This is a genomic window from Bacteroides sp. MSK.20.82 (genome assembly GCF_019052485.1).
Classification (GTDB): domain Bacteria; phylum Bacteroidota; class Bacteroidia; order Bacteroidales; family Bacteroidaceae; genus Bacteroides; species Bacteroides thetaiotaomicron.
On record NZ_JAHQUN010000055.1, the window covers coordinates 13,908 to 32,078 of the forward strand.

14 protein-coding genes and 1 pseudogene are annotated in these 18,171 nt (G+C 47.2%); 12 read left to right on the forward strand and 3 right to left on the reverse strand.

The window, feature by feature from the left end:
- Window positions 1-14 precede the first annotated feature (14 nt).
- From ilvN to ilvC, 3 genes are all read left to right on the forward strand, one after another.
- Window positions 15-578 carry an acetolactate synthase small subunit gene (gene ilvN, locus KTR07_RS24505; RefSeq protein ID WP_008761035.1) on the forward strand — a complete coding sequence of 188 codons (564 nt, stop codon included), beginning with the start codon at window positions 15-17 and terminating at the stop codon, window positions 576-578.
- Window positions 578-1,321 carry an acyl-[acyl-carrier-protein] thioesterase gene (locus tag KTR07_RS24510; protein ID WP_008766475.1) on the forward strand — a complete coding sequence of 248 codons (744 nt, stop codon included), beginning with the start codon at window positions 578-580 and terminating at the stop codon, window positions 1,319-1,321. Before ilvN ends, KTR07_RS24510 begins: the two co-directional genes overlap by 1 nt.
- A gap of 63 nt (window positions 1,322-1,384) precedes the next feature.
- Window positions 1,385-2,428, forward strand: a complete 1,044-nt coding sequence (gene ilvC, locus KTR07_RS24515; protein ID WP_008761037.1) for a ketol-acid reductoisomerase — start codon at window positions 1,385-1,387, stop codon at window positions 2,426-2,428.
- Between the two features lie 532 nt (window positions 2,429-2,960).
- Here the strand turns inward: ilvC and KTR07_RS24520 are convergent.
- The gene (locus tag KTR07_RS24520) at window positions 2,961-4,919 is read right to left on the reverse strand and encodes an AAA domain-containing protein (RefSeq protein WP_118214523.1); all 1,959 of its coding nucleotides are present in this window, start codon (window positions 4,917-4,919) and stop codon (window positions 2,961-2,963) included.
- Window positions 4,920-4,973: 54 nt separating this feature from the next.
- On the opposite strand from KTR07_RS24520, the gene KTR07_RS24525 reads away from it, so the two are divergent.
- From KTR07_RS24525 to KTR07_RS24535, 3 genes are read left to right on the forward strand one after another with little or no spacing between them, the layout of a single operon-like run.
- Window positions 4,974-7,217 carry an aconitate hydratase gene (locus KTR07_RS24525; RefSeq protein ID WP_118214524.1) on the forward strand — a complete coding sequence of 748 codons (2,244 nt, stop codon included), beginning with the start codon at window positions 4,974-4,976 and terminating at the stop codon, window positions 7,215-7,217.
- A 14-nt stretch (window positions 7,218-7,231) separates the two neighbouring features.
- Window positions 7,232-8,422 carry an NADP-dependent isocitrate dehydrogenase gene (icd, locus tag KTR07_RS24530; protein WP_254306573.1) on the forward strand — a complete coding sequence of 397 codons (1,191 nt, stop codon included), beginning with the start codon at window positions 7,232-7,234 and terminating at the stop codon, window positions 8,420-8,422.
- A 25-nt stretch (window positions 8,423-8,447) separates the two neighbouring features.
- The gene (locus KTR07_RS24535; protein ID WP_008766471.1) at window positions 8,448-9,791 is read left to right on the forward strand and encodes a citrate/2-methylcitrate synthase; all 1,344 of its coding nucleotides are present in this window, start codon (window positions 8,448-8,450) and stop codon (window positions 9,789-9,791) included.
- Between the two features lie 396 nt (window positions 9,792-10,187).
- On the opposite strand, the gene KTR07_RS24540 is transcribed toward KTR07_RS24535, so the two are convergent.
- Window positions 10,188-10,823 (reverse strand): N-acetyltransferase, encoded by a 636-nt coding sequence (locus KTR07_RS24540; protein WP_062694589.1) that lies wholly within the window; start codon window positions 10,821-10,823, stop codon window positions 10,188-10,190.
- 3 nt (window positions 10,824-10,826) lie between these two features.
- On the reverse strand, window positions 10,827-10,985 hold the full coding sequence (locus KTR07_RS24545; RefSeq protein ID WP_008761044.1) for a hypothetical protein: 159 nt from the start codon (window positions 10,983-10,985) through the stop codon (window positions 10,827-10,829).
- A 171-nt stretch (window positions 10,986-11,156) separates the two neighbouring features.
- On the opposite strand from KTR07_RS24545, the gene KTR07_RS24550 reads away from it, so the two are divergent.
- The 6 genes and pseudogenes from KTR07_RS24550 (at window position 11,157) to KTR07_RS28545 (ending at window position 18,077) form a co-directional block, all read left to right on the forward strand.
- Window positions 11,157-11,918 carry a DUF1295 domain-containing protein gene (locus KTR07_RS24550; protein WP_011108120.1) on the forward strand — a complete coding sequence of 254 codons (762 nt, stop codon included), beginning with the start codon at window positions 11,157-11,159 and terminating at the stop codon, window positions 11,916-11,918.
- A 38-nt stretch (window positions 11,919-11,956) separates the two neighbouring features.
- Window positions 11,957-13,180 carry an NADH:flavin oxidoreductase gene (locus tag KTR07_RS24555; protein ID WP_011108119.1) on the forward strand — a complete coding sequence of 408 codons (1,224 nt, stop codon included), beginning with the start codon at window positions 11,957-11,959 and terminating at the stop codon, window positions 13,178-13,180.
- Window positions 13,177-14,028 carry an SDR family oxidoreductase gene (locus KTR07_RS24560; RefSeq protein WP_011108118.1) on the forward strand — a complete coding sequence of 284 codons (852 nt, stop codon included), beginning with the start codon at window positions 13,177-13,179 and terminating at the stop codon, window positions 14,026-14,028. The genes KTR07_RS24555 and KTR07_RS24560 overlap by 4 nt, the downstream gene beginning before the upstream one ends.
- 196 nt (window positions 14,029-14,224) lie before the next feature.
- Window positions 14,225-16,615 carry a TonB-dependent receptor gene (locus KTR07_RS24565; RefSeq protein ID WP_011108117.1) on the forward strand — a complete coding sequence of 797 codons (2,391 nt, stop codon included), beginning with the start codon at window positions 14,225-14,227 and terminating at the stop codon, window positions 16,613-16,615.
- A gap of 121 nt (window positions 16,616-16,736) precedes the next feature.
- Window positions 16,737-17,723: pseudogene (locus tag KTR07_RS24570) on the forward strand (DUF4374 domain-containing protein); the annotation flags it as partial.
- Window positions 17,712-18,077: a DUF4374 domain-containing protein gene (locus tag KTR07_RS28545; protein ID WP_234119614.1), complete on the forward strand. Its 366-nt coding sequence runs from the start codon at window positions 17,712-17,714 to the stop codon at window positions 18,075-18,077. The pseudogene KTR07_RS24570 and the gene KTR07_RS28545, both read left to right, overlap by 12 nt.
- Window positions 18,078-18,171: the final 94 nt, after the last annotated feature.

Consider the following 18,171-nt stretch of genomic DNA (forward strand, 5'->3'; position numbering starts at 1 on the left):
TAATTTAGAAAGTTATGAGTGATAAGACATTATATACGATTATAGTTCATTCCGAAAATATAGCCGGATTGCTGAATCAGGTGACCGCTGTATTTACCCGTCGGCAAATAAACATCGAGAGTTTGAACGTTTCTGCTTCTTCCATTAAAGGAGTACATAAATATACGATCACAGCGTGGACTGATAAGGACACTATCGAAAAGGTGGTGAAGCAGATCGAAAAGAAGATTGATGTGATTCAGGCGCACTATTTTACGGAAGACGAGATTTATTTTCATGAGATAGCCTTATATAAGGTATCTACTCCTGCTTTTCAGGAGACTCCGGAAGCATCTAAAGTGATCCGCAGATATAATGCCCGCATTGTAGAGGTGAATCCGGTATTCTCTATCGTCGAGAAGAACGGCATGAGTGAAGAGATTACTTCCCTTTACGAAGAACTTCGGGCTTTGAAATGTGTGCTGCAATTTGTCCGTTCGGGCCGTGTGGCTATTACTACCAGCTGTTTCGAACGTGTGAATGAGTTCCTGGACGGACAGGAAGCGAAGTATAAGCAAAGTAAAAAGGAACAGGAGTAATGAGTGAAGAAAATAAAATAGGGACTTATCAGTTTGTGGCAGAGCCGTTTCACGTAGATTTTAACGGCCGCCTGACCATGGGCGTGCTGGGGAATCATCTGCTGAATTGCGCAGGTTTTCATGCCAGCGACCGTGGATTTGGTATTGCTACGCTGAACGAGGACAATTACACATGGGTGCTTTCCCGCCTGGCTATCGAGCTGGACGAGATGCCTTACCAATACGAGAAGTTCTCGGTTCAGACATGGGTGGAGAATGTCTATCGTCTCTTTACCGACCGTAACTTTGCCGTCATTGACAAGGATGGAAAGAAGATCGGCTATGCCCGTTCCGTATGGGCGATGATCAATCTGAATACCCGTAAGCCTGCCGATCTGTTGGCATTGCATGGAGGAAGCATCGTCGATTATATATGCGATGAACCCTGCCCGATAGAAAAGCCTTCGCGTATCAAGGTGACAAGCAATCAGCCTGTTGCGACGCTGACGGCAAAATACAGTGATATCGATATTAACGGACACGTAAACAGTATTCGTTATATCGAGCACATACTTGACTTGTTTCCGATAGAACTGTATCAGACGAAACGTATCCGCCGGTTTGAAATGGCGTATGTGGCTGAAAGTTATTTCGGAGATGAACTCTCTTTCTTCTGTGATGAGGTGAGTGAAAACGAGTTTCATGTAGAGGTGAAGAAAAACGGCAGCGAGGTAGTATGCCGTTCCAAAGTGATATTTGAATAATATAGAGTATAAAATCAATTAATAACAGATGGCGCAAGTCATCAAAACAAAAAAACAAAAAAAATGGCACAGTTGAATTTTGGCGGAACTGTAGAAAATGTAGTTATCCGTGATGAATTTCCATTGGAAAAAGCTCGTGAAGTATTGAAAAATGAAACAATCGCTGTAATCGGTTATGGCGTACAAGGTCCCGGACAGGCTCTGAACCTTCGTGATAACGGTTTCAATGTAATCGTTGGTCAACGCCAGGGAAAGACATATGACAAAGCGGTTGCTGACGGATGGGTTCCGGGTGAAACTTTGTTCGGTATTGAAGAAGCTTGCGAAAAAGGTACGATCATTATGTGCCTGTTGTCTGATGCAGCAGTAATGTCTGTATGGCCTACTATCAAGCCTTACCTGACTGCAGGAAAAGCTCTTTATTTCTCTCATGGTTTTGCTATTACATGGAGTGACCGCACAGGTGTAGTTCCTCCTGCAGATATCGACGTAATCATGGTTGCTCCTAAAGGTTCGGGTACATCCTTGCGTACTATGTTCCTTGAAGGTCGCGGCTTGAACTCTTCTTACGCTATCTATCAGGATGCAACAGGCAACGCTATGGACAGAACAATCGCATTGGGTATCGGTATCGGTTCAGGTTATTTGTTCGAAACAACTTTCATCCGCGAAGCTACTTCCGACCTGACAGGCGAACGTGGTTCATTGATGGGAGCTATCCAGGGTCTGTTGCTGGCACAATACGAAGTGTTACGTGAAAACGGTCACACTCCTTCCGAAGCATTCAACGAAACTGTAGAAGAGCTGACTCAGTCATTGATGCCGTTGTTTGCAAAGAACGGTATGGACTGGATGTATGCTAACTGCTCTACTACAGCTCAACGTGGTGCTCTCGACTGGATGGGCCCCTTCCACGATGCTATCAAACCGGTAGTTGAAAAGTTGTATCACAGCGTGAAGACTGGTAACGAAGCACAGATTTCAATCGACTCTAACTCCAAACCGGATTATCGTGAGAAACTGGAAGAAGAACTGAAAGCATTGCGCGAAAGCGAAATGTGGCAGACTGCCGTGACAGTTCGTAAACTTCGTCCGGAAAATAATTAATCAGACTTATACTATATAAGTTTTTCAAAAGGCGGGAAAAGCGTATTTTCCCGCCTTTTCTATGTAGATACCGGTCTTTTGAGTAATAGAAAAAGGATGAAAGTAGAAAAAAAAATTAAAAGATACTGATAATATAGGTGAAAAAGAGCATTTATGATTACCTTTACGGCAACAAATAAAACAGAATAGGCAATGAAGAAACTTTTTACTTACAGAAGATCGATACGTATGAAGATGATTTCTTCTTTAATAAATAGTATATCAGAATGTTACATTAAAAGATATTTAAGTTATTCTCTACCGAATGGTAGCTGTAATACCATTTCAAGTCCTTTTTATATTTCGTGTTCCATTAGTGATTCGTTGATATGATGCAGAATTTTATTCTGTAGCAGGAAAAAGTATGCGTTAAATTGAATTTAAGACAGAGCTTTTGGAACAGAATTTAGTGGGAAAATAACATTGTTTGTTTTGTTTGTAAATGGGAGTCCTCTTTCGTGAGAAAGGGGGCTTCTTTTTTTATCCCGATGATTCAGGAGGATACCGCTTCCTGCCGGATATACTGTATCAGTTTCCGGTAGAACGCATGCTTGGTAAGAGTGGTTGCATCTCCCAAAATCACAAGTTTCATCCGGGCGCGGGTAATGGCTACGTTCATTCGTCTTAAATCATTCAGAAAACCGATCTGTCCGTCCTCGTTCGCCCGGACGAGGCTGATAAAGACGACATCCCGTTCCTGTCCCTGAAAGCCGTCTACCGTGTTGACCGTGATGAGGCTGCGGAAAGGGCGGAGAAAACTGCTTCCTCTGATTTTACTTCTCAGGTATTGCACTTGCGCCTTGTAGGGCGAAATCAGACCAAAGTCGATGCTCTCGTCCAGGATGCGTGCTTTGCCGATCCGGCTGATATAGGCTTCCAGTTCTTGCAGTAACAAGTTGGCTTCCTGCTTGTTGATGCGCCCGAAGCTCTCGCCTACAAACTCTTCGTGGAAGTCCATTTCCGAGGTATCTATCCAGTTCATGGGAGTGTCGAAGTCAAGGATACCCCGGTTGCGCACTTCCGGTGCGGCTTCCAGTTCTCCGTTGTAGAACCATTCGGAGGGAAAGCGCATGATTGCCTCGTGCATCCGGTATTGCACTTTGAGCAGCGAGACGGCAGAAGGTTTTTGCTGCACGACTTTTTCCATTAAAGTATGGTCCAGTCCGCCACGGGCGGCTTCGATACATTTGATTGTAGGAGGGAGCTGGCAATGGTCGCCGGCAAGAATCACACGGTCGGCCTTTCGGATGGCGATCCAACAGGCGGCTTCGAGTGCCTGGGCGGCTTCATCGATAAATAAGGTGGGGAAACGCCGTCCGTTGAGCAAACGGTGATTGCTGCTGACCAGCGTGGAAGCAATCACACGGGCACTGTCGAAAAGATCGGCGTTGATCAGGATTTCCAGTTCGGTGGCACGGTCGCGGAGGCGGCTCATCCGGCTGCGCATTCCTTCCCTTTCGGAGTAACTTCCCCGACGCATCCGGCTGCCCATTTCACGGATCGATTTTCGGATTCCCCAAAGTTCGGGGTAGGCCGAATGATTCTCAAAGCGGCGTTCGTAAGTGAAAGAAAGCATTTTGTCATTAACACGTGTAGGGTTACCAATGCGGAGGACAGGCACACCCCGGTCTACCAGTTTCTCGCAAATCCAGTCCACAGCCGTATTACTTTGGGCGCAGACCAGCACCTGCGGTTCGCGGTGAAGCGTTTCGTAAATGGCTTCCACGAGCGTGGTAGTCTTTCCGGTTCCCGGAGGGCCGTGAACGATGGCGACATCGCGTGTGCATAACACTTTGTTTACGGCTGTTTCCTGCGTGCTGTTCAGCCACGGGAAACGGACGGGATATAATTCGCGGAATCCCGGCTTTTGTGTTCCCAGCAAGGTGTCCCGGAGTTCGGCAAGGCGGTTGCCCTTAGCGCGGATTGTGTCTTCCAGCGCTTCGAACATGGCACGATAGGACGTTTCATCGAAATAAAGTTGTACACCCAGCACCTCTTCCGTTTGCAGTTCCAGTAAGGCGCCCGCACTGGGAAGCACGACCACCATCCGTTCGTCGTCCGCATAACTCACCGTTGCAATGAAATTCATGTAATTCACTTTTCCGTCAAATGACTGCCGGAAAAAGCAGACGGGACGACCGAATTCGAAGGAATGCTCGATTTCTTTATTTTCGGTGCGTGTAATATCTATTACAAGTTGATTTAGAGAATTATAGTAACTTCGACCGGGAGAGGCGGGATACCAGCACAGACCACGTTTCACTTTGCGGGCGACACCCATTGTTTCAGTCTGCCGCTTGAATTCCTCCTTTTCGTGTTCATACTCCACGCGTAGCAGGAGTTGCTGTTGCTGAAGGTCGATGATTGGACTTTTCGGATGATTATTCATAATAGATGCAAAGGTAGTAAATCTTCCTTCTGAGACGAAAATATATTTCATTTTGTTAAACATTCCTCGAACGCCGTTCGTTATTTTTATAGATAGACTAAAAAAAATAAAAGCAATATGGTGTATGATTTGACTATGTTAGAGGCTTTTTATTCTGCTTATAAAGGAAAAGTGGAACACGTGCGGGCTGTTTTGAAACGCCCATTGACGTTAGCCGAGAAAATTCTGTATGCCCATCTGTTCAATGAGGGCGATCTGAAAAACTACAAGCGGGGTGAAGACTACGTAAATTTCCGTCCCGACCGCGTCGCTATGCAGGACGCGACTGCCCAGATGGCATTGCTTCAATTCATGAATGCAGGAAAAGAAAAAGTGGCTGTTCCCTCCACCGTGCACTGTGACCACTTGATACAGGCGTACAAAGGAGCAAAGGAGGACATCGCTACGGCAACCAAAACAAACGAAGAAGTTTACGACTTTTTGCGCGATGTATCCTCTCGTTACGGCATCGGCTTCTGGAAGCCGGGTGCCGGTATCATTCACCAGGTAGTGCTCGAAAACTACGCTTTCCCCGGCGGGATGATGGTAGGAACCGACTCTCACACTCCGAATGCCGGAGGACTGGGCATGGTGGCCATCGGTGTCGGCGGTGCGGATGCCGTAGACGTGATGACGGGTATGGAATGGGAACTGAAAATGCCAAGGATTATCGGTGTCCGCCTGACCGGAAAACTGAGCGGCTGGACTTCCCCGAAAGATGTCATCCTGAAACTTGCAGGGATTCTGACCGTAAAAGGAGGAACGAACTCCATCATCGAATATTTCGGACCGGGAACAGCTTCCCTGTCGGCTACCGGCAAAGCGACCATTTGCAATATGGGTGCGGAAGTAGGAGCTACCACTTCGCTTTTCCCGTTCGACGGGCGCATGGCTACTTATCTGAGAGCCACCGGCAGAGATCGTATCGTGGAACTGGCGGAAGCCGTGGACTGTGAGCTCCGTGCGGACCAACAGGTGACGGACGAACCGGAAAAGTACTACGACCGTGTCATCGACATCGATTTGTCTACGCTCGAACCTTATATCAACGGCCCTTTCACACCGGATGCCGCTACCCCTATCTCTGAATTTGCAGAAAAAGTATTACTGAACGGCTATCCGCGTAAGATGGAAGTCGGACTGATCGGTTCGTGTACCAACTCTTCTTACCAAGATCTCAGCCGTGCCGCATCCCTTGCAAGGCAGGTGAAGGAAAAGAATCTGAGTGTGGCTTCCCCGCTGATTATCAATCCGGGTTCCGAACAAATCCGCGCTACTGCCGAAAGAGACGGAATGATGGATGACTTCATGAAGATCGGCGCCGTGATCATGGCAAATGCCTGCGGCCCTTGCATCGGTCAGTGGAAACGTCATACGGACGACCCGACGCGGAAGAACTCGATCGTCACCTCCTTCAACCGTAACTTTGCCAAACGTGCGGACGGCAATCCGAACACATACGCCTTTGTTGCTTCTCCCGAACTGACGATGGCACTGACCATTGCCGGTGATCTTTGCTTCAATCCGCTGAAAGACAGACTGATGAACCATGACGGCGAGAAAGTGAAACTGGCCGAACCCGTAGGAGATGAACTCCCCTTGAGAGGTTTCACCTCCGGCAATGAAGGCTATATCACCCCCGGCGGGACGAAAACAGCGATCAACGTCAACCCGGCTTCCCAACGCCTGCAACTGCTGACTCCTTTCCCTGCTTGGGACGGACAAGATATACTCAATATGCCTCTGCTGATTAAGGCGCAGGGCAAATGTACTACCGACCATATTTCGATGGCGGGACCGTGGCTGCGTTTCCGCGGACATTTGGAGAATATTTCGGATAATATGCTGATGGGAGCCGTGAATGCCTTCAATGGCGAAACGAACAACGTGTGGAACCGTTCAACAAACACTTACGGAACCGTTTCGGGCACAGCCAAAATGTATAAATCCGAAGGAATCCCCTCCATTGTCGTGGCCGAAGAAAACTATGGAGAAGGCTCCAGTCGCGAGCACGCGGCAATGGAACCCCGTTTCCTGAATGTGCGTGTGATTCTCGCCAAGAGCTTCGCCCGTATCCACGAAACGAATCTGAAAAAGCAGGGCATGCTTGCTCTTACCTTTGCGGACAAAGCGGATTATGACAAGATACAGGAGCACGACCTCCTTTCAGTCATCGGTTTGCCGGACTTTGCTCCGGGACGGAATCTGACCGTCGTTCTCCATCATGAAGACGGAACGAAAGAGAGTTTTGAAGCGCAACATACATACAACGAACAGCAGATTGCTTGGTTCCGTGCCGGCTCTGCCTTGAATGCCAGATAATTAAAATGATAGAAATGAACAAAATAACCATGCAAAAAGATGGTACGCTGTCGGTGCCCGATGTGCCTGTCGTACCTTATATTACCGGAGACGGAGTAGGAGCGGAAGTAACTCCGTCGATGCAAGCCGTTGTGAACGCGGCTGTTCAGAAAGCATATGGCGGCAAACGCCGGATTGAATGGAAAGAAGTGCTGGCGGGCGAACGCGCTTTCAACGAGACAGGTTCGTGGTTGCCGGATGAAACGATGAAGGCTTTCCAAGAATATTTGATCGGCATCAAGGGTCCGCTGACGACCCCTGTCGGCGGTGGAATCCGTTCTTTGAACGTGGCTTTGCGCCAAACTCTGGATTTATATGTTTGTCTGCGTCCGGTTCGTTGGTATCAAGGCGTTCATTCTCCGGTGAAAGCACCGGAAAAAGTGAACATGTGCGTGTTCCGTGAAAATACGGAGGATATATATGCAGGAATCGAGTGGGAGGCAGGTACTCCCGAAGCCGAGAAGTTCTATCAATTCCTGAAAAACGAGATGGGAGTGACGAAAGTCCGCTTCCCCGAGACCTCTTCTTTTGGAGTGAAACCTGTTTCCCGTGAGGGCACGGAACGTCTTATGCGGGCTGCCTGCCAGTATGCGCTCGACCATCATCTGCCTTCCGTGACACTGGTGCACAAAGGAAACATCATGAAGTTCACCGAAGGAGGCTTCAAGAAATGGGGCTATGAGCTGGCGCAACGTGAGTTTGGCGACGCGCTGGCAGACGGCCGGCTGGTGATAAAGGACTGCATCGCCGATGCTTTCCTGCAAAATACATTACTGATTCCCGAAGAGTATTCCGTGATTGCCACGCTGAACCTGAACGGAGACTATGTTTCCGACCAGTTGGCGGCAATGGTAGGCGGCATCGGCATTGCTCCGGGAGCAAATATTAACTACAAGACGGGGCACGCCATTTTTGAAGCGACTCATGGAACCGCCCCCAACATTGCCGGAAAGGATGTCGTGAATCCTTGTTCTATCATTCTTTCGGCGGTGATGATGCTTGAATATCTGGGATGGAAAGAAGCGGCCGCGCTTATCGAAAAGGCGTTGGAACAGAGTTTCCTCGATGCCCGTGCCACGCACGATCTGGCTCGCTTTATGCCGGGAGGTACATCCCTGTCTACCACCGCTTTCACACGCGAAATTGTGGAAAGAATCGAAAAGTAAATGTAACGATTAAAAACGAAGTATTATGAAGAAAGAGTATTTGATTTACAAGCTCTCCGAGGAGATGAAAGAGGCAACCCGGATTGACAATGAATTGTTCCCCAAGTTTGACGTGAAGCGTGGACTGCGTAATGAAGACGGCACCGGTGTATTGGTAGGTCTGACAAAGATTGGTAATGTGGTAGGTTACGAACGTATCCCCGGCGGCGGTCTGAAGCCAATTCCGGGAAAATTGTTCTATCGGGGCTACGATGTGGAAGACATTTCCCACGCCATCATCAAGGAAAAACGTTTCGGCTTCGAAGAAGTGGCTTATCTGCTGCTTTCCGGTCGCCTGCCGGACAAGGAAGAACTGGCTTCTTTCCGCGAACTGATCAATGACAATATGGCGCTCGAACAGAAGACGAAAATGAATATTATCGAGCTGGAGGGAAATAATATCATGAATATTCTTTCGCGCAGCGTACTCGAAATGTACCGTTTCGATCCCGATGCCGACGATACTTCCCGCGATAATCTGATGCGCCAGAGTATCGATCTTATCTCCAAGTTTCCGACCATCATTGCGTATGCTTATAATATGCTCCGCCATGCTACATTCGGCCGTTCCCTGCACATCCGTCATCCGCAGGAGAAACTCTCTATTGCCGAGAATTTCCTCTATATGCTCAAAAAAGATTATACGGAACTGGATGCTCGTACGCTCGACTTGCTATTGATTTTGCAGGCAGAACACGGCGGTGGTAACAACTCGACTTTCACGGTTCGTGTGACTTCTTCCACCGGAACAGATACATATTCGGCCATCGCCGCAGGTATCGGTTCGTTGAAAGGCCCGCTTCACGGAGGCGCGAATATCCAGGTGGCCGATATGTTCCATCACTTGCAGGAGAACATCAAGGACTGGAAGAGCGTGGACGAGATAGATACCTATTTCACACGGATGCTGAATAAGGAAGTGTATAATAAGACCGGATTGATTTACGGTATCGGTCATGCTGTTTACACAATTTCTGATCCTCGTGCGCTGTTGCTGAAAGAACTGGCTCGTGACCTTGCCCGTGAGAAAGGAAAAGAAGAGGAGTTCGCTTTCCTCGAACTGCTTGAAGAGCGTGCCATCGCTACTTTCGGACGTGTGAAGAACAACGGAAAGACGGTTTCCAGCAATATCGACTTCTATTCGGGCTTCGTATATGAGATGATTGGTTTGCCGCAGGAGATTTTCACTCCGCTGTTTGCCATGGCTCGTATTGTCGGCTGGTGTGCGCACCGCAATGAGGAACTGAACTTCGAAGGCAAACGCATTATCCGTCCGGCTTATAAAAATGTTCTTGATGATCTGGCTTATATCCCCATCAAGAAACGCTGATAAGAACAAATCCTTTTATGCAATAATAACTAACCTCAGACGTACATCTCGGTAATCCCTGCATGTACGTCTTGGTAATCCCCAGTTGTACATCTTGGTAGTACCCGGTTGTACGTCTGGGGTGACTTGTTTCAGGAAGAACATCCGATGTTCATTTAACATTTAACACTTTGCGGTTGCTGTATTTTTCATCCGATGGAGGCTAAGGCATTTATCGTTGGTAGAAAGGGCACAGCCTGGCAGGTAGAAACGCCCTTTTAACGCTACGTTAAAAGGGCGTTTCTACAACCGATGAATTATACATTCTATTTCTTTGGATATCAGTGAACTATGATCTTTCCCTTTGCTGGAGGAGAGATTATGGACAGGTGACCTGTTGAGAACAAACTTGTTATTTTAATAATTACCGTCGATTGCGTCTTTGCTGCTATTATTGGGATAAGGTATAATGTCTATTAAATCAAAATACATTAAGCGTGTTTTTAGATGCGTTCCGGTTTCAAAGCCTGTATATTCCACTTCTTGCGCTTCCGTAGAGAAAAGGTATTTGAAACCGTTTTTCAGATAATAGTTCAGAGGAATATTTTCATTGTAAGCGTCAACAATTAAAAAGCGACACCCTGTTTTGTTTCCCGCATCAATGAACCATGATTTTATGAAAGTCATCAGATCACTGCCTATGCCCTGATGCTTGTATTCTTTATTGATTCCAAGTCTGCCGATTAATACACCCGGATAGCGGCGCATTTGTTTGGCTCGGGGAATGTCTTTCTGAACTTTCTTTTCCCTGCTGTTGGGGAGGATATTTACTCTGATACTATCGTTAGAAACAGTGAAGGCACATACTATGTCCGAAGGCTTTTTATCTGAACGAAAACAGTAACTTTTTCCTAATAGCTGTGCATTATAGAGAGGAGCATCGTTATGAAAGAAGTCGTCTAAGTCTTGGTGCCCACATGAGAAAGGGTCACATTCTTTAATCGTATCTTCATCAAGTACGGCAAAAGTACATTTCTCAAAAAGAAATCCCATGTTTTATAACATTTTAGCCTTTTTGAGCACAGCACGGGCTTCCAGCACATGTTTGCTGAAGTCTTGTTTGTTTTGATTTTTATAAGCCTTGTCCGCTGCCTTAACGAAGTGTTCCGCTTCTTTTCCTTTTAAGGTCGGTATGGCTTTAATTTCCATTGCCATTGCTTTTTCTATTATTTAGTTCATAACCAACTGCAAAGATAGCTGATTTTTAATGAATAAACAAAGAATGCCGGAAGTCTGTTGTCGTTTGATCTGTTTTTTATTTGAGTTATTTTTGTGACCATTCTTTTCTTTTTTTGTTATTTTTGTGAATCTCAAAAGAAAATCAAGATGAGTATAGCTGCCTTTAATCTATTTTTGGGCGTCATGAGTCTGACCGCTCTGATTGTTTTCATCGCCCTCTACTTTGTGAAAGCCGGTTACGGGATATTTCGCACCGCCTCCTGGGGAGTTGCCATTTCCAACAAGCTGGCGTGGATACTGATGGAAGCCCCCGTATTTCTGGTCATGTGCTGGATGTGGATACACTCGGAACGTCGTTTTGATCCGGTCATACTGACATTCTTTGTCTTCTTTCAGATTCATTATTTTCAGCGCGCCTTCGTCTTTCCCCTGCTACTGACCGGAAAGAGTAAAATGCCGCTGGCAATCATGTCGATGGGAATCCTGTTCAATCTATTGAACGGCTATATGCAGGGTGAATGGATATTTTATCTCTCACCCGAGGGAATGTATCATTCCGGCTGGTTCACTTCCGCATGGTTTATTGCGGGCAGTCTGCTTTTCTTTGCGGGCATGTTGATGAACTGGCATTCGGACTATATCATCCGCCATTTGCGCAAACCGGGGGATACCCGTCATTATCTGCCACAAAAAGGGATGTACCGCTATGTCACTTCCGCCAATTATCTGGGCGAAATCATTGAATGGGCAGGCTGGGCAATACTGACTTGTTCACTATCCGGACTTGTATTCTTCTGGTGGACAGTGGCCAATCTCGTCCCCCGTGCCAATGCAATCTGGCATCGCTACCGTGAAGAATTTGGCTCGGAAGTAGGCGAACGCAAACGTGTATTTCCTTTTATCTATTGATTTGAAATAAATTATCTATTGACATAAAATAGCGTACTATGGAATCTAAACTTTTCACCCCTGTTACTTTCGGTCCATTGACGCTGCGGAATCGTACGATCCGCTCTGCCGCTTTTGAAAGCATGTGTCCCGGTAACGCCCCTTCACAAATGCTGCTCGATTACCACCGCTCGGTGGCTGCGGGCGGAGTCGGGATGACGACTGTAGCCTATGCAGCCGTGACACAAAGCGGACTTTCCTTCGACCGTCAGTTGTGGCTGCGTCCGGAAATCATTTCCGGTTTGCGTGAAGTGACCGGAGCTATACACACGGAAGGTGCGGCAGCAGGCATCCAGATAGGGCACTGCGGAAATATGTCCCATAAAAAGATTTGCGGAACCACTCCCATTTCAGCTTCTACCGGTTTCAATCTCTATTCTCCTACATTCGTGCGTGGCATGAAGAGAGAAGAGTTGCCGGAGATGGCCAGAGCCTACGGACGGGCTGTCCACTTGGCACGGGAAGCCGGCTTCGACGCCGTCGAGGTACACGCCGGACACGGATATCTGATCAGCCAGTTCCTGTCTCCCTACACCAATCACCGGAAAGACGACTACGGCGGCTTGCTCCAAAACCGGATGCGCTTTATGGAAATGGTGATGAACGAGGTGATGACAGCGGCGGGAAGCGACATGGCAGTCATTGTAAAAATGAATATGCGCGATGGCTTCAAAGGCGGCATGGAAACCGATGAATCTCTGCAAGTGGCCAAACGCCTGCTGGCATTGGGCGCGCACGCATTGGTACTGAGCGGAGGATTCGTCAGCAAGGCCCCGATGTACGTCATGCGGGGAGCGATGCCGATTCGTTCGATGGCTTACTACATGGACTGCTGGTGGCTGAAATACGGAGTCCGGATGTTTGGAAAGTGGATGATTCCGACCGTTCCTTTCCGGGAAGCCTATTTCCTGGAGGATGCACTGAAATTTCGGGCGGCACTTCCGGAAGCCCCGTTGATTTATGTGGGCGGACTGGTGTCCCGCGAAAAGATAGATGAAGTATTGGATGCCGGCTTCGATGCCGTCCAGATGGCACGTGCGTTGCTCAACGAACCGGAGTTTGTCAACCGGATGAGGCGGGAAGAGCAGGCGCGCTGTAACTGCGGACACAGCAACTACTGCATCGGGCGGATGTACACAATCGAAATGGCCTGCCACCAACATCTGAAAGAAAAACTGCCTCCCTGCCTGCAACGGGAGATTGAAAAACTGGAAAAGCAATGAGTGAAGAGAAATGGGCAATCATCACCGGTGCCGACGGCGGCATGGGAACGGAAATAACCCGTGCCGTAGCCGAAGCCGGTTACCATATTATTATGGCTTGCTATCGTCCGTCCAAAGCGGAACCGATACGGCAGCGTCTAGTGAACGAGACAGGAAACGCAAACATGGAAGTCATGGCAGTCGATCTGTCTTCTATGGCATCGACAGCTTCTTTTGCCGATCGGATTGTGGAGCGTCATCTCCCCGTTTCCCTGCTGATGAATAACGCCGGAACAATGGAAACCGGACTTCACATCACCGACGACGGCTTTGAACGAACGGTCAGTGTGAACTATCTGGGGCCGTACCTGCTTACCCGGAAACTCCTTCCGGCATTGACATGCGGAGCCCGTATTGTAAACATGGTTTCTTGCACGTATGCGATCGGACACCTCGATTTTCCCGATTTCTTCCGGCAGGGAAGAAAGGGAAGTTTTTGGCGAATCCCTGTTTACAGCAATACCAAACTGGCTTTGATGCTGTTTACGATCGAACTTTCGGAACGCCTCCGTGAAAAAGGAATCACTGTCAATGCCGCCGATCCCGGCATTGTTTCTACCGACATCATCACTATGCACCAGTGGTTTGACCCTCTGACGGATATCTTTTTCCGCCCCTTTATCCGCACGCCGAAGAAAGGGGCTTCCACTGCCGTCGGCCTCTTGCTGGATGAGGCAGTGGCCGGAGTCAGCGGACAGCTTTATGCGAGCAGCCACAGGAAGCAGCTGTCCGAAAAATACCTCTGCCATGTGCAGCAAAAACAACTGTGGCAGGAAACGGAACAGGCTTTGGAACGCTGGTTGAAATAATACTGTTTTTATTTAATTTATGCTGTGATTACTTATTTTTAGGTATTGTATATCTCCGGATATCTTCTTTTTGTTGATCTATTTTTACCAATAGATGGGGATTGTCCCGCATCTCTATTTGTCACTACCTTTGTATCGTTTTAGAATTCGTTATCGGAACTATATAGTAGGTATTAAGTAAATAGAGTAAAAAGAGATGATCAATAAAAGTTTTCTGGTTTTTCTTGCGTTCTTATTTTCAGTGTCAGCATTTTCTCAACATGGGCGATCCGGAGGGATGATTTCCGGAAGAGTGATTTCTACTGTAGAAAAAGAAGTGGTGGACTTTGCGACTGTATATCTGAAAGGGACGAACAGAGGAGCGACTACAGATGAAAAGGGATTGTATCACTTGAAAGCGGCAGCAGGCGACTACACTCTGGTTGTATCGGCCATTGGGTATACGACAGTAGAAAAGAAAGTGACACTGAAAGCCGGTGAAAGAATAAGGGTCAATGTAACGATTGCTCCGCAGGTGACGGAACTGAATGAAGTGGTAGTGTCCACTTCTGCAGTGAGCCGGGTAAATAAATCTGCCTTTAATGCGGTGGCAATTGATGCGAAAGGTCTGCATAACAGTACACAAAACCTTTCTGATGCCTTGGCAAAAGTTCCGGGACTCAAACTTCGGGAAGCCGGAGGAGTGGGGTCGGATATGATTCTTTCGCTGGACGGATTTTCCGGCAAGCACGTCAAGCTGTTTATTGACGGAGTGCCGCAGGAGGGCGTAGGAAGTTCTTTCGGACTGAACAACATTCCCATTAACTTTGCTGACCGCATCGAAGTGTACCGTGGTGTAGTGCCTGTCGGGTTCGGGACGGATGCCTTGGGCGGAGTTATCAATATCGTAACCAATAAAAACCGGAAAAACTGGTTTCTGGACGCATCCTACTCTTACGGCTCGTTCAATACACATAAATCGTACGTCAACTTCGGACAGACCTTCAAGAATGGACTGACTTACGAAATCAACGCTTTCCAAAACTATTCTGACAACAGTTACTATGTGGATACCCCTGTCGAAGAGTTTTATGAAGGCGGCGGCTCGGCTATCAATACGGACAAGGTAGAACATGTGAAACGCTTTCATGACAACTATCACAACGAGGCTGTTGTCGGCAAAGTAGGGCTGGTTGACAAGAAATGGGCGGATCGTCTGATGATCGGACTGACGTACTCGCGTATGTACAAAGAAATCCAGACAGGAGTGGTACAAAAGGTCGTATTTGGTGAAAAATATCGTAAGGGAAACTCTCTGATGCCTTCTCTGGAATATCGTAAACGTAATTTATTCGTCAGGAATCTGGACGTAGCATTCACAGCCAATTACAACCGGAACTTTACGAACAATGTCGATACGGCAACGTACCGTTTCAACTGGCTTGGTGAGAAAACCTCTCTGAAAGGGAGAAAAGGAGAACAGTCATATCAGGATATGAAGTCCGACAACGACAACTGGAACGCTACTTTTACCGCCAACTACCACATCGGCACTGCGCATACATTTGTGCTGAACCACGTCTTGAACACCTTTCATCGTGAAAATCACAACTCCGTTTCTGTCGATGAATCGAACGCTATCGCCAAAGTGACCCGCAAAAATATAACCGGATTTTCATACAGGCTGATGCCTTCGGAGCACTGGAATTTATCCGTATTCGGGAAATATTACAACCAATATAATGCGGGGCCCGTGTCCGCATCGACCAGTGGAACGAGTAACTACGTCCGTCTCACCAATAATGTAAGCTCTGTGGGATATGGCGCGGCCGGTACTTATTTCATCCTTTCGGGATTGCAGGCAAAACTTTCTTATGAGAAGGCTTACCGGCTGCCTACGAACGAAGAACTTTTTGGTGACGAAGACCTTGAACTGGGAAAAATAGGACTGAATCCGGAAAAAAGTGATAACCTCAATTTCAATTTGAGCTATAATCGCCAATTGGGTAAACACGGTCTGTATGTGGAAACCGGACTGATTTACCGGAATACTTCCGATTATATCTATCGCAGTATCGAAACAACGAGCAACCGTTCATACGGCTCTTACAGCAACTATGGAAGTGTTGAAACAAAAGGCTATCATATTTCCGCGCGTTATAATTACTCCTGCTGGGTCAGTATCGGCGGAAACTTTACACAAATGGACGTGCGTGACAATGTGGAGAAAACGCAGACCGGGCAGGAAAGTCTGACTTATGGCGCACGTATGCCGAACTTGCCTTACCGTTTTGCCAATTCGGACATCTCTTTCTTCTGGCGGAACCTCTGGAAGAAAGGAAATACGCTGACCGTTACCTATGACAATATGTATGTACATGGTTTTCCGCTTTACTCCGAAGCATTGGGAGCGGTGGAAACCAAAGACATAGTGCCTACACAGTTTTCACATAATCTGGGCATCACCTACAGTCTGAAGAATGGACGATATAACGTATCGTTCGAATGTAAAAACTTCACTGACGAAAAACTCTATGATAACTTCAGTCTCCAGAAAGCCGGTCGTGCCTTCTATGGGAAAGTGAGAGTGTACTTCGGCGGAAATTGAAACAGAAAGAATTTTAAACCTGAGAGAAATAAAAACAATTTGATTAACTACAAATACTCAAAAAAAGATGAAGAAGAATTTTTTGATGTGGAGCTTTGCAATGGCTCTGTTGACAGGTACGCTTTGTACCTCTTGTGATGAAACTGAGGGAGCCGTTGCTCCGGAAGAAACGCAATCCGTACAGAAGGGAATAGCTATTACCTATCTGCATGTGACTGACCAGATCATGAAAAACAGAGATGTCATCCGTGGCGAAAACTTTTTGGGAAATGGCGAGTACGTTACTTTCGCAGGTATTCTTGAAGCCAACAATAAAATTTATACCGCTCCTATTCCTATGGGACTAAGTGTATACGGGTCGGCTTTTGAAGATGGCAAGTGGGTGAAATATCCGGAACTGGTGAAAACCGAAGACGGAGGCAGCAACAGCTCCAGCTATGAGAAAGGGGAACTGCAGTGGACTCAGTACCCCAACGAAGCATGGGTGGCTATCTACAACGATGAAAACTTCAACAACCCGACGCTGATCAGGACGGACAAAATCAGTTATGCTTGCGGACGTATGCGTTCACAGTATTATCAGACGATTTGGGCTGCCGACAATGGAGACGTATATGTGTTTTCCCCGAGTTATGCCAAGATCATGGATGCCGACGTACAGAAAACCAACTTACCGGCAGGAGTGGTCCGCATCAAAGCTGGCGCGACTGACTTTGACAGCTATTACTGTAATCTGGAAGAACTCTCGGGCGGCAAGTCATTCCTGCGCTGCTGGCACATCACCGGAGACTATTTCTTGTTGCAGATGTACACAGGCGAAATTAACTCACGTGGCACGGGAGCTACGCGAATGGCTGTCTTCAAGGCGACAGGAAATGGGGATAAGGGAGAACTGTACTATGTAGACGGACTGCCTGAACCGGATCGTATCTCTTCTTTCTCCGGTACCCCGTTTTGTGAGAACGGCGTGGCTTATGTCGGCGTCATTCCCATTACTGCAGACGGAGAAACCAATCATCCGGCTATTTATAAAATTGATCCGGTTACTCATACGGCAACAAAAGGGCTGACTGTCAACGCTACCGGAATCACTGCGATAGGTAGACTTGCCAAGGATTCGCACTCAACTTACGTCGTATCGGCTACCGTAACATCGGCCAACAGTACAGCCAACTACTTACTGGCTACCTCGACTCTCGAAAGTGGCAGTGTAACTCCCGGCAACAATAACGGATTTGAAACTGCTACCGGTACTGCCTGGATTTTCTACAAAGACCAATATCTGTATCGCCTCCAATACAATCAGGGAAATGAAGGTGTAACCACAGCTTATGAACTGAATACAAACGGCGGTATTGCGAAACGTTCGAACGAATATACGATTACCCGCTTTACCACTTACGGTATTTTTGGAGAAAATATCATCTCTTCATCAGCTGTTGACGCTACTTTCACAGACTAAATGTTGAATATTCTTTGCCAATCATGAAATCAGCAAGGTTGAATTCTAAGTCCTCTCCAAACAATATCTATAAAATCTTACCCAAGTTTACGAA

What these genes read in the sequence shown, in the direction of transcription:
- ilvN (WP_008761035.1), top strand. Translation starts at nt 15, where the DNA reads ATGAGTGATAAGACATTATATACGATTATAGTTCATTCCGAAAATATA.
- KTR07_RS24510 (WP_008766475.1), top strand. Translation starts at nt 578, where the DNA reads ATGAGTGAAGAAAATAAAATAGGGACTTATCAGTTTGTGGCAGAGCCG.
- ilvC (WP_008761037.1), top strand. Translation starts at nt 1,385, where the DNA reads ATGGCACAGTTGAATTTTGGCGGAACTGTAGAAAATGTAGTTATCCGT.
- KTR07_RS24520 (WP_118214523.1), bottom strand. Translation starts at nt 4,919, where the DNA reads ATGTTTAACAAAATGAAATATATTTTCGTCTCAGAAGGAAGATTTACT.
- KTR07_RS24525 (WP_118214524.1), top strand. Translation starts at nt 4,974, where the DNA reads ATGGTGTATGATTTGACTATGTTAGAGGCTTTTTATTCTGCTTATAAA.
- icd (WP_254306573.1), top strand. Translation starts at nt 7,232, where the DNA reads ATGAACAAAATAACCATGCAAAAAGATGGTACGCTGTCGGTGCCCGAT.
- KTR07_RS24535 (WP_008766471.1), top strand. Translation starts at nt 8,448, where the DNA reads ATGAAGAAAGAGTATTTGATTTACAAGCTCTCCGAGGAGATGAAAGAG.
- KTR07_RS24540 (WP_062694589.1), bottom strand. Translation starts at nt 10,823, where the DNA reads ATGGGATTTCTTTTTGAGAAATGTACTTTTGCCGTACTTGATGAAGAT.
- KTR07_RS24545 (WP_008761044.1), bottom strand. Translation starts at nt 10,985, where the DNA reads ATGGCAATGGAAATTAAAGCCATACCGACCTTAAAAGGAAAAGAAGCG.
- KTR07_RS24550 (WP_011108120.1), top strand. Translation starts at nt 11,157, where the DNA reads ATGAGTATAGCTGCCTTTAATCTATTTTTGGGCGTCATGAGTCTGACC.
- KTR07_RS24555 (WP_011108119.1), top strand. Translation starts at nt 11,957, where the DNA reads ATGGAATCTAAACTTTTCACCCCTGTTACTTTCGGTCCATTGACGCTG.
- KTR07_RS24560 (WP_011108118.1), top strand. Translation starts at nt 13,177, where the DNA reads ATGAGTGAAGAGAAATGGGCAATCATCACCGGTGCCGACGGCGGCATG.
- KTR07_RS24565 (WP_011108117.1), top strand. Translation starts at nt 14,225, where the DNA reads ATGATCAATAAAAGTTTTCTGGTTTTTCTTGCGTTCTTATTTTCAGTG.